At 40.7% G+C, this 14,620-nt stretch carries 13 protein-coding genes and 1 tRNA gene; 12 read left to right on the plus strand and 2 right to left on the minus strand.

The window, feature by feature from the left end; translation table 11 throughout:
- Positions 1–2: 2 nt before the first annotated feature.
- Entirely contained in the window at positions 3–302 is a 300-nt protein-coding gene (locus L0657_RS08085) for a chaperone modulator CbpM (protein WP_235150076.1), read from the plus strand.
- Positions 303–542: 240 nt separating this feature from the next.
- Positions 543–1,778 carry a DEAD/DEAH box helicase gene (locus L0657_RS08090; RefSeq protein ID WP_235150077.1) on the plus strand — a complete coding sequence of 412 codons (1,236 nt, stop codon included), beginning with the start codon at positions 543–545 and terminating at the stop codon, positions 1,776–1,778.
- Between the two features lie 69 nt (positions 1,779–1,847).
- On the opposite strand, the gene L0657_RS08095 is transcribed toward L0657_RS08090, so the two are convergent.
- Positions 1,848–2,558 carry a hypothetical protein gene (locus L0657_RS08095; RefSeq protein WP_235150078.1) on the minus strand — a complete coding sequence of 237 codons (711 nt, stop codon included), beginning with the start codon at positions 2,556–2,558 and terminating at the stop codon, positions 1,848–1,850.
- Positions 2,559–2,654: 96 nt separating this feature from the next.
- On the opposite strand from L0657_RS08095, the gene L0657_RS08100 reads away from it, so the two are divergent.
- The 7 genes from L0657_RS08100 to L0657_RS08125 all read left to right on the plus strand — a co-directional run bounded on the left by L0657_RS08100 (position 2,655) and on the right by L0657_RS08125 (position 7,668).
- Positions 2,655–2,727, plus strand: a tRNA-Lys gene (locus L0657_RS08100).
- A gap of 548 nt (positions 2,728–3,275) precedes the next feature.
- The gene (locus tag L0657_RS08105) at positions 3,276–3,854 is read left to right on the plus strand and encodes a Crp/Fnr family transcriptional regulator (protein WP_235150079.1); all 579 of its coding nucleotides are present in this window, start codon (positions 3,276–3,278) and stop codon (positions 3,852–3,854) included.
- An 84-nt stretch (positions 3,855–3,938) separates the two neighbouring features.
- Positions 3,939–4,556: a hypothetical protein gene (locus L0657_RS08110; protein WP_235150080.1), complete on the plus strand. Its 618-nt coding sequence runs from the start codon at positions 3,939–3,941 to the stop codon at positions 4,554–4,556.
- Positions 4,557–4,757: 201 nt separating this feature from the next.
- Entirely contained in the window at positions 4,758–5,132 is a 375-nt protein-coding gene (locus L0657_RS28035) for a hypothetical protein (RefSeq protein WP_310588264.1), read from the plus strand.
- A 4-nt stretch (positions 5,133–5,136) separates the two neighbouring features.
- Positions 5,137–5,385, plus strand: coding sequence for a hypothetical protein (locus L0657_RS28040; RefSeq protein WP_310588265.1), 249 nt, complete (start codon positions 5,137–5,139; stop codon positions 5,383–5,385).
- Positions 5,386–5,847: 462 nt separating this feature from the next.
- Entirely contained in the window at positions 5,848–6,708 is an 861-nt protein-coding gene (locus L0657_RS08120; protein ID WP_235150081.1) for an AraC family transcriptional regulator, read from the plus strand.
- A gap of 81 nt (positions 6,709–6,789) precedes the next feature.
- Complete coding sequence (locus L0657_RS08125; RefSeq protein ID WP_235150082.1) at positions 6,790–7,668, plus strand: SDR family NAD(P)-dependent oxidoreductase; 879 nt, start codon at positions 6,790–6,792, stop codon at positions 7,666–7,668.
- 28 nt (positions 7,669–7,696) lie between these two features.
- Here the strand turns inward: L0657_RS08125 and L0657_RS08130 are convergent, their stop codons facing one another.
- Entirely contained in the window at positions 7,697–8,947 is a 1,251-nt protein-coding gene (locus L0657_RS08130; protein WP_235150083.1) for an exo-beta-N-acetylmuramidase NamZ domain-containing protein, read from the minus strand.
- Positions 8,948–9,284: 337 nt separating this feature from the next.
- On the opposite strand from L0657_RS08130, the gene L0657_RS08135 reads away from it, so the two are divergent.
- From L0657_RS08135 to L0657_RS08145, 3 genes are read left to right on the plus strand one after another with little or no spacing between them, the layout of a single operon-like run.
- The gene (locus L0657_RS08135; protein WP_235150084.1) at positions 9,285–9,944 is read left to right on the plus strand and encodes an RNA polymerase sigma-70 factor; all 660 of its coding nucleotides are present in this window, start codon (positions 9,285–9,287) and stop codon (positions 9,942–9,944) included.
- Positions 9,945–9,990: 46 nt separating this feature from the next.
- Positions 9,991–10,998 carry a FecR family protein gene (locus tag L0657_RS08140; RefSeq protein ID WP_235150085.1) on the plus strand — a complete coding sequence of 336 codons (1,008 nt, stop codon included), beginning with the start codon at positions 9,991–9,993 and terminating at the stop codon, positions 10,996–10,998.
- Positions 10,995–14,585, plus strand: a complete 3,591-nt coding sequence (locus tag L0657_RS08145; RefSeq protein ID WP_235150086.1) for a TonB-dependent receptor — start codon at positions 10,995–10,997, stop codon at positions 14,583–14,585. The genes L0657_RS08140 and L0657_RS08145 overlap by 4 nt, the downstream gene beginning before the upstream one ends.
- Positions 14,586–14,620: the final 35 nt, after the last annotated feature.

Raw genomic sequence — 14,620 nt, forward strand, 5'->3', positions numbered from 1 at the left:
AAATGGAAACTGACCAACTGATCGCAATCGATATTTTTTGTACGAATTATAACGTTGAATATTCCTTTGTTCAGTCGCTTGGAGAGGCTGGATTAATTGATACGGTTGTCATCCAGGAAACAAAGTACATCCATATTCCTCAACTGCAAAAGCTGGAAAGTATCATACGTTTACACGATGATCTTGATATAAACCTGGAAGGTATTGAGGTTGTGCACCATTTGCTGAAACGAGTGGAAACGATGCAAAATGAAATATTAATGCTCAAAAACAGACTGCGATTCTTTGATGGAAATGTCTGACTTATTTTCGCATAGGAAAAATTGTTACAGGCGATTGATTTGCAATGACGTTTGTGCCTGATTTTTTCAAAAAATATAATACTGCAAAACTGTTAAAAATATTGCTTATTTAAGCAGTTTAGGTATTTGGACTTTGCTCTGTTCGAATCAAAAAAATATGAATGCAAAATAACGGCGTATCTTTGCACCATGTTAAATGAGGGCTCATGAAGAATTGTTTGCCCGATCATACCCGTATTTATGAAATTCGAAGATTATCAAATTGTTCCTGAAATAAAAAGAAGTCTGGAAAAGGCCGGATTTAAGAAACCGACAGATATACAATTTAAGGCCATCCAACCAATAATGAAAGGGGAGGATGTGCTTGCCATAGCGCAGACAGGGACAGGAAAAACAGCAGCTTTTGCTATACCTGTAATCGATATTTTACACCGCAGGAAATCGACCGGAAGACCAGACGGAATCAAATGTATCGTCATGGTCCCAACGCGGGAACTTGCCATCCAGATCACCGAAGTTTTCGATCGTATCGGACAATACACAAAAGTAAAAACGTTCAGTGTTTTCGGAGGAGTGGAACAGGGCCCGCAGATAGCCCAATTGGAAAAAGGAATTGATATCCTGGTAGCCACACCGGGACGAATGTTTGACTTGGTAAGCCAGGGGCATATAAAACTTAACAGAATTGAGATTCTGGTTTTGGACGAAGCGGATCACATGCTGGACTTAGGGTTTATAAAAGATATTCAGGACCTTATCAAATTTTTGCCAAATACACGGCAAACTTTGTTTTTCTCGGCCACGATTAATGAGAAGATCAAGAAGCTGGCTTATTCCTTGGTGAGGAATGCGATCCGTATCCAGATTTCTCCGAATGATAAGGTTGCAAAAAACATTACGCACTCTGTTGCTTTCATTGGAATGGATGACAAGCGCTTTTTTCTTGAACGTGTCGTAGGTGAAAATCCGGAGAGCAAAATTCTGGTTTTTGTCAGAACTAAGGTTCGCGCGGAAAGAGTTTTTAAGGCACTGGAAAGAATGGGTATTAAAAGTATTACCATTCACGGCGATAAAGTGCAGGATGACAGGCTGGAAGCGATGAGCCAGTTTAGAAAAGGGGATATCAAAATTTTGATTGCAACGGATGTTAGTGCAAGAGGAATTGATATTGCCAGTGTTGATTTTGTGGTCAATTACGATCTCCCTGACCAGGCAGAAAATTATGTGCATAGGGTGGGGCGTACTGGACGAGGTACGCAAAAAGGTATTGCAGTATCATTTTGTAGTCCGGAAGAAAAGCCGATGCTTGATGAAATTCAAGGCTTCTTAGGTAAACCAATTGAGGTTTTAAAAATCACCGCAAATGACTATACAGAAACCATTGATTTCAGTGCAGAACCCAAGGATGACCTTAAAGCGTTGATGCAGGAGGTTGAAGAATACCAAACTAACAAGAAGAAAAAGAAGAAGAAATAATAAAAAGTAATAGATAAAAAAGGAGCTCGCAAACTTTTACTTGCGAGCTCCTTTTTGCTTGTGGCGATTTTAAATATTCCACAAATCACTTTGTCTGACATAAACAATTTTGTTATCCCATATAACCCTGTCCCATTGATCGACAGATCCTACAATGATCAGTTTATGTCCCTTTCCTATTTTTTCTACCACTTGCGAAGCAGACGACGGCTCATCTCTTAAAAAGGTATTTTCGTTGACGATGATACAGGTCTTGTAAAGTGACGGAATATTCAGCAAGCCCAATAACGCCCCTAGATAAAAAATAATCGAAATTTTGTGAATTCTGAGGATAGGTTCTTTTCGACGGACTTTCATAACCATGATCAAAACAATATAGGCACCTAGTGTGAGCAGCAGTATCGGAATATAATCGCCATACCGGCGATAAAAGATGATGAAATAGTTATAATCGTCGAATTCGTATCCTTTCAGATTTTGCTCGGAAGCGAGTTTGTCCATTTTTTCAAATAGTTTTCTGGACGGGCTTATGAGGGCGAGTTTGCTCAAATAATATAGGCAATCAGTATAATCATTTGACTTCTCAGATAGAAAAGCGAGCTTTAAAAGCAGGCTCTGATTATTTTTTTCATCATTTCCGAAATTTTTTTTGTAGAGTGTTGAAGCCTCCGCATATCTCGCCATAGCGAACAGAGAATCAGCTCTTTTTAACTCATTTCTATTCGCAGAAAACGCTTCATATTTAGGTAATATTAGGGCCAGAAAAAGCCATAAAAACATCTTTTTATTCAACTGGGCTTGCATTTGACTATTAAGAATTCTACTTTTGCATCGCAATTACGGAAAACGCTTCGGCTATTCCAACTCAAATTGTCTGATTCCGTAGCTCAGCTGGTAGAGCAATACACTTTTAATGTATGGGTCCTGGGTTCGAATCCCAGCGGGATCACAAAAGGCACACGAAAGTGTGCCTTTCTTGTTTAAAATGCATTGATTTTCAGCACAGTTAACAAAAAAGCAGGTTATTCTGAATCAAGATAAATCAAACCATTCGGTCACCTATTCGGTCACCATTTGGATTTGGTAAATTAGGTGACCGAATGAATGTTTGATTGAGGCGATTTGATTTAAGGTTCTCCCAGAGCATTTATTTCTAACCTTAAAATGTGTTGAGAATGAAATTCAAACAAAATTTATCCCTGCTGCTTTGGCTTTACCGGGGAAAAGCATCCAAAGACGGAAAAGCTCCCACTGACACTTGCCCGCTCAAAATTACAGACTTTTCATGATCAGATAACGAAGTCCAAAACTTACGATGGCTTCATGCCAGCACAATGACAAAACCTGACAACTCCTCCTGTAACAGTCGTATTCACCATGTTTTCACGTGCAGCAGCTTTTCGTATATTTACTTGCACAACCCTCAAAACGACGTAGATACGTTAAAGCTAGCGGCAAGTGTAATGGAAGTTGATAACATTATGACATATAAAAACAATGCAGGACATACTATTTGACTTCATATCAAAATACATTTCTCTGACCGAAGATGAAAAGAACGCAATCGTTTCTTTAGACCTGTTTCGTTCTGTTAAGAAAGGGACGACTTTACTCAGAGAAGGACAAAAGTCACAAGATTGTTATTTTGTTTTAAAAGGATGTATACGAAAATATTACATCATAGATGGTGAAGAAAAGACTACCGCCTTCTATACAGAAATGGACGCCTTAACACCTCATTGTGTTATCAATAAAGCTCCATCCGAATATTTCATCGGTTGTGTTGAAGACAGTATTCTTACAGTTTCCAATTCGGATATGGAAGCAGAGATAAATGGTAAATTTCCCAAATTTGAAATAATGTGTAGAATAATGTCGGAAGAATTATTAGCCAAACAGCAAATCAATTTTGATGAATATAAGACTTCTTCACCTGAACAACGATATCTGAATTTAATACAAAATAGACCGGACCTTATTCAGCGTGTTCCACAACACCAATTAGCGAGCTATTTAGGTATCAAACCTCAATCACTAAGCAGATTAAGAGCAAGAATTCTCGAAAAAAAGAGCTGAAAGCCATTTCTTAACTTAAGTGAACGATTTTAAGTCTATTGCCAATCCATTTTTGCATGATCGTTTAACCTCAATTAAAAAGATATGCAAAAGAAAATTTTATGGATTGGACTTGCCTTCGTGTTGGCAAGCAGTTTACGTGGAAATGCACAAATTGCCAAAACAGACAGTACTTACAAAAAGTGGTTCATTGGGAGTTCATTCTTTATGTTAGGTAATTTTTCCAAAGTCAACAACCCGGAGTATGTACAATTAAATGTTGGGTATAGGATAACAGCTAAGGATGTCGTTTCCTTTGAATTTAAAAGGTCTATTTATTCCTGGCCAATAGGTATCCCTTTTGGACCATCATTTGATGCCCCCGGAGAAAACTATCCCGGTCATGCACGCATACTTGCACCGACATTAGGATACCAGCGTTTCTGGTGGAAAGGCGTTTATACATCCATTCACGCATTGAATGCTTTTGAAAAATATATGGATGAGAATAGAAAAAAGGTAGGAAATGGATATACATTATATCTGAACTTCCATATGGGCTACCAATTTAAATTTTTTAAAAACCGATTCTTTTTTGAACCAGCCCTTGGATGTAGTTATTGGCCTGTAAGAGCGAATGTTCCTGAATCTTTTAAATTAGTAGAAAAAAAATGGCCGAACTACTTTATCCAACCAGGGCTTCATTTTGGGTTTAATTTTTAGTAGTTAAACTGACAATCCGAGCATCTTGATAACATCAATCGGCGAGATTTAAGGTATAAAATAACAATCACTATGTAGTTTCAAGGCCAAAAATTTTGTAAAAGAAAACAGATTGCAGGTCTGTTTATTAACTTAAGTGAACGATTTTAAGCCTATTGCCAATCTACTTTCGCATTATCGTTTAACATAAAAGGGATAGAAATGCAAAAGAGAATATTATTCATTGGTTTTGTCTTAATGATGACAAGTACGCTCCAACTTAAAGCACAATATGCTAAAACAGACAGCACTTACAAACGATGGTTCGTTGGCAGCACTATTTTTCTATTGGGCAATTTGGCTACTACTAATCCTCCCAACTTCGCTCAACTTAATTTAGGCTATCGAATTACGGGAAAAGATGTGATTACAATAGAACCAAAAACCTGGAAATATGCCTGGCCGAATGGAATTAACCCGTTTTTTAACAAATCATACGGAAAGCAGGAAGAAAAATTTCCGGGGTATGTCCGTGAATATGGCTTATCAGTGGCTTACCAACGATTTTTTTGGAAAGGTTTTATATGCCGAACTTAATGTAATGCCTTCTTTGCAAGATTTTGTGAAGGAAAGCGGCAAAAAAAATGATAAAGGTTTTCAGATTTTCAATACTTACCGTGTTGGGTATCACATCAAACTTTTTAAAGACAGATTTTTTATTCAACCATCAATTGCAATTACCCACCGTGCCTATCACACAAAATTGCCTGATGGATTTAAACAGATGGATGATAAATGGTCTAAATTCATCTTCGGAGAACCAGGATTTCACTTTGGGTTTAATTTTTAGTTAGTATTTTATGGATAAATAAAAATATCAAATATCGCGCTGTAAAACTCCTGCCGATCAACAGTTTGCAGGAGTTTTCTTTTTGTCGAATACCAAATATTCTTCAATTATTGTTAATAATGGGTGAGTAATTCAGTGCATAAAAACGACAGTATTCGAGACCATCTGAATGATTTTTAATGCGTTGAATAATCAGTTGTTCGTGTCGCTTGCATCTGATTAATTCCTTCTAACCGAATAAGGCGATGGTCACATTATTTTACTATATCTAACTGCAGAGCAGCCGATCTCCACACAGCTCTATGGATAGATCATTAACGTATCGATACTACCGGCAGCACTAACCAACAGATAGTTGAGTTGGATAGCGACTTTTGGTAATGTAGGGCAACGCCTGAAAAACTTCCGGGTGTAAATCAAACCATTTTCTGGCTACCTTGCCGCTTGGTTATTATCATGATAATGAAGAATCAAAAAGAAATTCCAATTCTCTTTCTGAAAGAAATTACCCGAAACGGGCTGAGCGTTACGAGATTCCAACAGGCAGATGATCAGGATATGTTGTTAAAAGCTGCCCACCGTGATGACCATTACGTATTTGTTTTCCAGCTTCAGGGCCAAAGCAGGATTATGGTTGATTTTAGCGAGGTAACGCTTAACGGCTGCTCAATACTTTGCATACTACCCGGACAGGTTCATCAGGGGATATCAGCAAAAAATGTTGAAGCTCTGTTCATTGCCATTGAACCAGCATTGATCAAGGGTTCCATGCAATCTATATTTGAAGAAAAAGTCCCGATACAAGGAATTGTCACCTTGAGTGCGACTGATGCAATTCTTTTGGAGAAGATTATTGAATTGCTAATAGAGATAATATCCAGAACTGCAAAAGGCAATGTTCAAACAGAAATCAGCCGTTCTCTGACCGATACCTGTATTGCTCTGATTGCAGGTGCGTTTGATATGGATGATGATTCTACGCACGGTAGCCAACTTCGGCCGGTAATTATAACCAAGCAGTTCAGAAGACTTTTATCTCAATTGTACAAAACGGAGCGGGCGCCTTCGGGGTATGCCGGATTAATGAATATCTCAACGTCCTATCTTAACGAGGCAGTAAAACGGGTGACAGGTTTTCCGGCAAGTTACTGGATACAGCAGCAAATTGTCATCGAGGCCAAACGGATTTTGTTCTATACGGATTGTTCCGTAAAGCAAATTTCTGCTATACTCGGTTTTGAAGATCATCATTATTTCTCACGCTTTTTCACAAAAGGAGCAGGTATGTCTCCGATGTATTTTAGACAGATGTACCGCGAATAGTCCACCGCTTACAATCATTTTGCCATTGGTACGGGGGCGCTTGTATTGTTGTTTTGCATTTGTAACAATAACAACGCAACTATGCATCAAATCACACCAGGTTATATTGTAATCGGCATAGGGCTACTTGCCTTAACTAACCGGCTTTATCTTCTTTTGAAATTCCTCTATACTTATATAAAGCCTTCTTCCATTATGAAATATAAAACGGATGGAGCTTACGCAGTTGTCACGGGTGCTACCGACGGAATAGGCAAAGCCATAGCATTAGCACTGGCTTGTAAAGGATTTAATTTGGTACTGCATGGCAGAGATGTAAGTAAATTAGAAGCAGTGAACAGGAAAGCTTTGGAAATAAATCCTGCATTGGAAGTCCGCTTACTCATTCATGATAGCAGTTTGAACAACCTGCCGGATATCTCCGCAATCAAAAATCTTCCGATCACGGTGCTTGTCAACAACGTTGGCATTGGGCCGATTAAAGCGTTTTCTCAATTTTCTAAATCCGAAATTGATGCGACCATTAATGCGAATATTCTTTTCCCTACCCATTTGACCAACAATCTGATTCCCTTTTTTTTCGGACCAGCACTTATACTGAACATATCCTCTTATGCCGGGATTTATCCACCGCCATACCTTGCCGTTTACGCAGCAACGAAGGCTTACAACAATGCATTCTCTAAATCACTTTCAGTAGAATTGGAAAATGTTGAAACCATTTCGATACTAACAGGTAGCGTCCATACTGGCTCCAACAAAAAACAGATCAGTTTCCTGAGACCATCCAGCGAGGTTTTTGCTAAGAAAGTTTTGGGTGTAGTTGGCTGTGGCAAAAAAAGTGTGATCCCTTACTGGCCACACGCCGTTCAGACTTATTTAATCTCATTGCTGCCCGAACGAATGATGGACAGGGCTATGAAAAATGCCATGCAACAGGAAATGAAGATTAACAGTTAAGCAAGACAAGTTGGTTGTCGCATCTTACTTATTTATAGAGTAAATACTTTTCACGCATTTCTTTGTAGGCGCCTAGTCCGGGCTCCCAACTGGCACGGATTTCCGCTTCCGGCGTGCCACTAGCGATTTGCTGCCTGAATGTCCCGACACCAATCTGCTGTTCGATGGTATTCATTTCCTTGCTTAATTTAGAATCGAAGAACTTTTCTTTGTACGGATAAGCATTATAAAGTTCGATTATCCACTGAAGATTAATTTTTCCACTTTTTCGAAGCTTGTCTACATCATAATCCCGAAGATCAATTCCATAACAGATTTGATCCATATGCAGCGGCGTTTCAGCCATACCTTTGATGCTGGTAGGGGTGTAGGAAAACTTATAGATGCCTTTCAATTCAGGACTGCCAAAAACCGTGAAAGGAAAAAGGGTTCCTCTGCCGTGATTGAGATAGGTGCCTTCGAACATACATGTTGATGGATACAAAAGCACTGCCTGCTGGGTATTCAAGTTTGGAGAAGGGCTGACGGGCAGGGTATACGGGGTGTCATGTGTGTAGTTGCGTACCTTAATGATTTTAAGCCCGCACTTCACTTTGTTTGTCAGCCAACCTTCGCCGTTAGCCATTTGCGCAAACTCTGCAACAGTCAGGCCGTGCGACATCGGTATTGGAAACATGCCAATGGCAGACTTGAATTGCATGTCCAGGATTGGACCGTCAACAAGGTAGCCATTTGGGTTGGGCCTGTCCAGTATAAGCAACTGCTTACCATTTTCATGACACACCTCCATTAAACGTGCCAGTGCATTTATGTTGGTATAAAATCTAACCCCGACGTCTTGCAGATCATACACGATCATGTCTACGTCGGCCAGGTCCTGTTTGGTCGGCTTATTTTTTTTGCCATACAACGAGATTATGGGGATCCCGGTTATGGCGTCAGTTTCGTCATCTACATGTGCGCCTGCACTGGCATTTCCGCGAAATCCATGCTCTGGTCCGAATACTTTTACAATATTAACGCCGAGAATTTTAAGGCTGTCCACCAGATGTTTCTTCCCAATGATGGTAGTAGGGTTTGCGACAACGGCAATTCTTTTTCCTTTTAACAAATGTAAATATTGGTCGACCTGCTCAGCACCGGTAACGACTTTTTTTTCAGAGATCTTCTTGTTAGGAGCAGAACTGGAAGAAATCCAGATTGCGATAGAAATGATTAGTACTGCACTTAACAGGTTTCGCATGATAAGAAAATTATCGTCAGGTTGCCAATCACTCATCGATTGCCTTGTAAAATTAACCGATTTTTCTGATTTCTATTTCTGACTCCAAACAATTGTAGCCACTACATCTGGTAAAATTCCGGGCTTTATATTTTAAAATTCGATTCAATGCGCTTTGCGGCTTGAATATCCTGCTACCCCCAAAATCGAGAATTGTATTTATTAATTAAATTGGATAATTACTTAATTAAATTTTGTTAAATAAATATTGTTCAATTTATTATTTTGTATTATTTTCTTAATGCCAACTTTTTTATAAGTTGAATATAGGGGAAACTATCAAAAACTTGTCTGATAGGAGTGACCCCATTAACTCGTAACAGACACCTGCCGGATGACTAGCAAAACATCGAGTGATTTCGAGGAATTCAGATCTGAAACGGATCAGGGCATTCCGTTTTTTACTGATAAAATAGTCATTACCACTGACGATGAACGAATCCTTCGAGAGACATTTGCTGTCAATCCAAAAATGGGTTGCTCGCTGCTGTTTTGTCGATATTACGAAAGTCTCTGCAGTCATGCCATTCGGTTTGTCCATTCAAAGGAAATTGCAGAAGATATTGTTTCAGAGCTATTTGCCTCCTTCTGGCAGGAGCGAAGTTTTGATCATGTCACCTGCTCATACCGTGCTTACCTTTACAAAGCGGTTCGGCACAGGGCCTACAATTATCTGCGCTGGAAGGTTCAATTAACAGAACCTCTTGATTCAGTTAGTCTAACAACTGCCTCTAAGATCGTCAATCCCGATGACGCGCTTTTGTATTCTGAGCTTCACATCAAAGTAGAATGGATTATTCAGCAGCTGCCTCCGCAATGCCGCAGGGCATATCTTCTCAAACGGGTAGAAGGCATGAAGTATGAGGAAATAGCGGCAGAAATGCACATCAGTATCAAAGCAGTAGAAGCGCTTGTGAGCAGGGCACTGCTAAGGCTTCGTGCCGAACTAAGAGATAATTGGTTTCTGGTTTTTTTGCTGGTTCCCATTTTCTGAAACACGATCCCATCTTTATATTCCGATTACTATACATCAACTTTTCATGAAAGAATTAATAACCAGGGAGTTTTTGTTTGCTTTTTTCGATGGGAAGACAACCTCTATCCAAAGGAAATTGATTGAAGAATGGCTTGAAAACAGCGCTAATGAAGAGGTGTTTTATAGCTGTGTAGACGAATGGGAAAGATTGCATCCTCAATTTTCCCCTGACCGGCAAAAGGCACAGAAAGATTTTGATTTGTTGCTAGATGGAAACGGCGAATACATACCGAAACATATTGCGATCTCAGAAAAGAGAATAGTCCGTTCATTTTTTACAAAATCCATTTGGTGGTTAGCGGCTGCCGTATCTCTTTTGCTGCTGACAACATTTATAATCAGGGAGCAAGTTTTTTTTAAGATTTACACCGCACCGATTGGACAAACTTCGAGTTTTTTGTTGTCTGACAGTACGCAGGTTATACTAAATTCAAATTCAACACTGAAAGTCCCCCGGTTTGGTTTTGGAAATGAAGCCCGTCAGGTGCAGCTTCTGGGAGAAGCGGAATTCAAAGTGAGACACTTGCAAAATAACCGAAGGTTCCGGGTATTGATGGGTGATGGCTATCAGATTGAAGTGTTGGGTACTGAGTTTACAGCCTTTTCAAGAGAAAGCGGGAAAAGGGTATATCTCACAAAAGGGAAGGTGAGGCTTGAACTACCCAAGGGCGAACGCCTCTATATGAAGCCTGGGAATTATTTCTCAGCAAACGCTGACGGAGATTTTAAAGTAACAGTGCCCAAAGAAACCCTGGCCATTACTGCCTGGAAAGAACAGACCTTCTATTTTGACAATACGCAGCTTTCAGAAGTAGCCCGGCAAATACAGGAAAGATTTGATGTTAAGGTAAAAATACCAGACAAGAATCTGGCTAAAACATGTATTGGAGGCATCTATAAAGCCAGGGATGCCGATGAGCTTTTTGAGATTTTATCAGCACTACTTGAAATAGAAATTACCCAAAAATCAGATTATATAGAACTGCGTACTACCAAATCTTATGAATTATGAACTCTACATTTCTACGAACGTGGCTTGTATGTACCGGCATTTTGATTGCCAGCATCGGAGCTGCTCAGGATATCGCGTATGTCCGAACATCAGGAACCGCTGCAATGGTGCAGCAGAACACCCAGATTACCCTTAAACTTAAAGACGTCTTGCTCGACCTGGGTAGAAAATATCAGGTGAGTATCGTTTTCGAGGAGTCCACCCTTCATGGAGTTTCTGTTACCATAAATAATAGGACGAATGAAGCAAAATTGGAGCAGCAATTGGAAACCTTGCTGGCCCCAAATGGACTGGAATTTAGGAAGGCTGGTAAGAGGGCTTATGTTGTCAGAAAGAAGGATTTGAAAGAAAAAATAGAATCAGCCTCTGGAAGTCCCGAACATGTTTCAGTAGAGGCGGATTTAGTAAGTTTGGTAAGCCGGACAAATATGCAGTCAAGGCCTTCCGACCTTGTGGTAAAAGGTAAAGTCACCGATGAAAAAGGTGAAGTGCTGCCCGGAGTAAGTATCCTGATAAAAGGAAGCAGCAAAGGAACGGTTTCTGATCACGATGGAAACTATTCAATTGAGATTGTCCAGCCGAATTCGCTTCTGGTTTTTTCTTTCATCGGCTATGAAACCAAAGAGGTTGCGGTCAATAATCAGACCGCATTGAATGTGCGGCTCACTGCGTCGGTAAGCAGTTTAAGTGAAGTTTTGGTTGTAGGATATGGTACGCAGCGCAAAGGCGATATCACAGGTTCAATCGGCTCTATATCAGCTAAAAATATAAAAGAAATTCAGGTAACAAGCTTCGAGAATGCCATTCAGGGGCAGATAGCCGGTGTGCAGGTTCAGGAACCAAGTGGAGAGCCTGGAGCGGCTACTACTATCCGGGTGCGTGGCCTGGGATCGGTATCAGCTGGAAATGAACCGTTGTATGTAATTGATGGATTTCCGGTAACCAAAAATATGGATGCAGGGATCCAAGGCGATATAACGCGCCGGACCACCGCATTTGCGCTACCGGCTTCCAATCCACTAGGAACAATTAATCCGAATGATATTGAATCCATCGAAGTTTTAAAGGATGCCTCAGCGGCAGCCATTTATGGATCAAGAGGATCTAATGGTGTGATTTTGGTCACAACCAAAAAGGGAAAACGAAGCTCTAAACCCATCATTGGTTTTGACGCCTATTACGGAGTGCAGTCGGTTGCCAACAAGGTAAAGCTGATGAATTCGGCGGAGTTAACCTCTTATGTATTTGACTCGAAAAATAACGCCTATCTCCAGGACGTCACTGGTGCTAATATCAACGACAGCAATGCCACACGTTATACCAAAACTACAAACGGAAGTTATTTTATACCGGACGATTATGCAAATCCTGACGGCACAGACACAGACTGGCAGAAATTAATTTTTCATTCAGCTCCGGTCCAAAGCTATAATGCATCAGTATCAGGAGGAAGCGACAATGTGAACTATTATTTTTCAGGAGGTTATTACAATCAGGAAGGCATTATCGACAGAAGCGGCTTTAAGAGATATAGTTTCAGGGCCAATCTGGAAGCCAGTCCTGTGAAAAAATTAAAGGTTGGTTTTGGATTAAGTCCATCTTTTACCAACACCCAACGTTCTCCAGCCGGAGCACCTTATTTCGCTGATCCCCCGGGAATCGTTTATTCAGCACTTGTAACCTCCCCGACAGTAAAACCTTACCTTGCTGATGGGACTATCAACCAGACCGATAACCAGTCGCACTTGTTGACCGCCGATGGGCGCGGAGCCAATATGACTGCTGCAAGCAATCCGCTGGCAATTATAAAATACGTGACGGATGAGCTTCGCCAGTTTAGGGTTTTTGGCAATGTTTTTGCAGAGTATGAAATTCTGAGCGGGCTTAAATACAAGCTGTATACCGGTGTCGATGTGAATAGCTATAACCGTTCTTTTTACATGGCACGGGCATTTTTGAACAGAAATGCAACGGTTGGAGATCCTTATGCACAATCTAATGCCTCACTAAATTACAACTGGCTCGTAGAAAATACAATTTCATACGATAAGAGATTTGGTAAAGATCATAGTGTCTCAGCTGTTATAGGATATAGCGCGCAGAAAGATAGATTGGATGCAAATCAGGTTTATGCCCAAAATCACCCGGATGATCTTTCGCCAACGATCAGCGGAGGTCAGGTAACCAGTGGTGGAGACAACCGCCAGGAATGGTCCTTGGTATCAGCACTAGCCAGGGTAAACTATTCTTTCAAAGACAAATATTTGCTTACTGCAACGATCCGCTCTGACAGATCTTCGCGTTTTGGAGCTGGAAATAAAACCGGGACATTTCCTTCATTCTCGGCAGGATGGAGATTGTCGGAGGAGTCTTTTATGAAAAGTATAGCCTTTGTCAGTGACTTGAAATTGCGTGGAAGCTGGGGTAAGACTGGCAACTTTCTGATTCCTAACTATGCGGCAATCGGCCTGTTAAGTCCCTTTAATTATGTACTTAACAATGTGCTTGTCAATGGTATCGCGCCGATAACAATCAATAACGATAAGCTGACCTGGGAAAAGACGACGCAGGTTGATTTAGGTTTTGATCTGGGCTTATTTCGCGACCGGTTGTTTGTTTCTGCAGACTGGTATAAAAAAACGACGTCCGACCTTTTGTTGAATGTCCAGGTTCCGGCTTCCGTAGGTTTTACAACTGCTCTTCAAAACATTGGCGAAGTTGAAAACAAAGGTGTAGAGCTGACCATTTCAAGTCGCAATATCGTAGGCGGTTTCACATGGACGACTGATCTCAATATTTCTGCCAATAAAAATAAAGTATTGAAATTAGGGCCAACCGGTGATCCGATCCTGAGTACTGGTGGCGCGGGTATCCGCCATGTTACGCAAATAGGCGCACCAATCGGCAGCTATTATGGGTATGTGGTGGAAGGTATATATCAGACTCAGGACGAAATTACCGCAGCGCCAAAAGATGCGCTGGCACCAGCGGCGCGTCCCGGAGATTTTAAATTTAAGGATGTCAACGCTGATGGAAAGGTAGACGCAAGTGATCGCACGGTTATCGGGAATTATATGCCTGATTATATGTGGGGTATCACCAACAGGTTTAGTTTCAAAGGGCTCGATCTGAGCGTGTTCTTTCAGGGTGTACAAGGATCCAAAATTCTTAACCTGACCAGAAGACATTTAGGGAATGGAGAGGCTGCTACAAACTCTTATGCGGACTGGACGGAAAGATGGATCTCAGCTGAAAATCCAGGAAACGGTGTAATTCCACGAGCGGACAGACTAACAGATTTACATGGAGGAAATAACCGTCCTTCATCATTCCAGGTTGAGGACGGGTCTTACATCAGGTTGAGAAGTATTACTTTGGGCTACACGTTCCCTAAAAGCATTTTAGGTTCTAAATTCCAGTCTCTCCGGGCATATACCTCAGCAACCAATTTATTTACTAACACCAAATACATCGGTTACAATCCGGAAGTCAACAATCAGGCAGGGTTGACTGGCGTACAAGGTGAAGACTACGGCGCATATCCGTTATCACGCAATTTCACCTTCGGGCTTAACGTAACATTTTGATTTCACTAATGCCAAAGTTTACCTATAAAAGTCTA

This window comes from Dyadobacter sp. CY345 (assembly GCF_021502725.1).
Lineage (GTDB): Bacteria > Bacteroidota > Bacteroidia > Cytophagales > Spirosomataceae > Dyadobacter.

What these genes read in the sequence shown, in the direction of transcription:
- L0657_RS08085 (WP_235150076.1), top strand. Translation starts at nt 3, where the DNA reads ATGGAAACTGACCAACTGATCGCAATCGATATTTTTTGTACGAATTAT.
- L0657_RS08090 (WP_235150077.1), top strand. Translation starts at nt 543, where the DNA reads ATGAAATTCGAAGATTATCAAATTGTTCCTGAAATAAAAAGAAGTCTG.
- L0657_RS08095 (WP_235150078.1), bottom strand. Translation starts at nt 2,558, where the DNA reads ATGTTTTTATGGCTTTTTCTGGCCCTAATATTACCTAAATATGAAGCG.
- L0657_RS08105 (WP_235150079.1), top strand. Translation starts at nt 3,276, where the DNA reads ATGCAGGACATACTATTTGACTTCATATCAAAATACATTTCTCTGACC.
- L0657_RS08110 (WP_235150080.1), top strand. Translation starts at nt 3,939, where the DNA reads ATGCAAAAGAAAATTTTATGGATTGGACTTGCCTTCGTGTTGGCAAGC.
- L0657_RS28035 (WP_310588264.1), top strand. Translation starts at nt 4,758, where the DNA reads ATGCAAAAGAGAATATTATTCATTGGTTTTGTCTTAATGATGACAAGT.
- L0657_RS28040 (WP_310588265.1), top strand. Translation starts at nt 5,137, where the DNA reads ATGCCTTCTTTGCAAGATTTTGTGAAGGAAAGCGGCAAAAAAAATGAT.
- L0657_RS08120 (WP_235150081.1), top strand. Translation starts at nt 5,848, where the DNA reads ATGAAGAATCAAAAAGAAATTCCAATTCTCTTTCTGAAAGAAATTACC.
- L0657_RS08125 (WP_235150082.1), top strand. Translation starts at nt 6,790, where the DNA reads ATGCATCAAATCACACCAGGTTATATTGTAATCGGCATAGGGCTACTT.
- L0657_RS08130 (WP_235150083.1), bottom strand. Translation starts at nt 8,947, where the DNA reads ATGAGTGATTGGCAACCTGACGATAATTTTCTTATCATGCGAAACCTG.
- L0657_RS08135 (WP_235150084.1), top strand. Translation starts at nt 9,285, where the DNA reads ATGACTAGCAAAACATCGAGTGATTTCGAGGAATTCAGATCTGAAACG.
- L0657_RS08140 (WP_235150085.1), top strand. Translation starts at nt 9,991, where the DNA reads ATGAAAGAATTAATAACCAGGGAGTTTTTGTTTGCTTTTTTCGATGGG.
- L0657_RS08145 (WP_235150086.1), top strand. Translation starts at nt 10,995, where the DNA reads ATGAACTCTACATTTCTACGAACGTGGCTTGTATGTACCGGCATTTTG.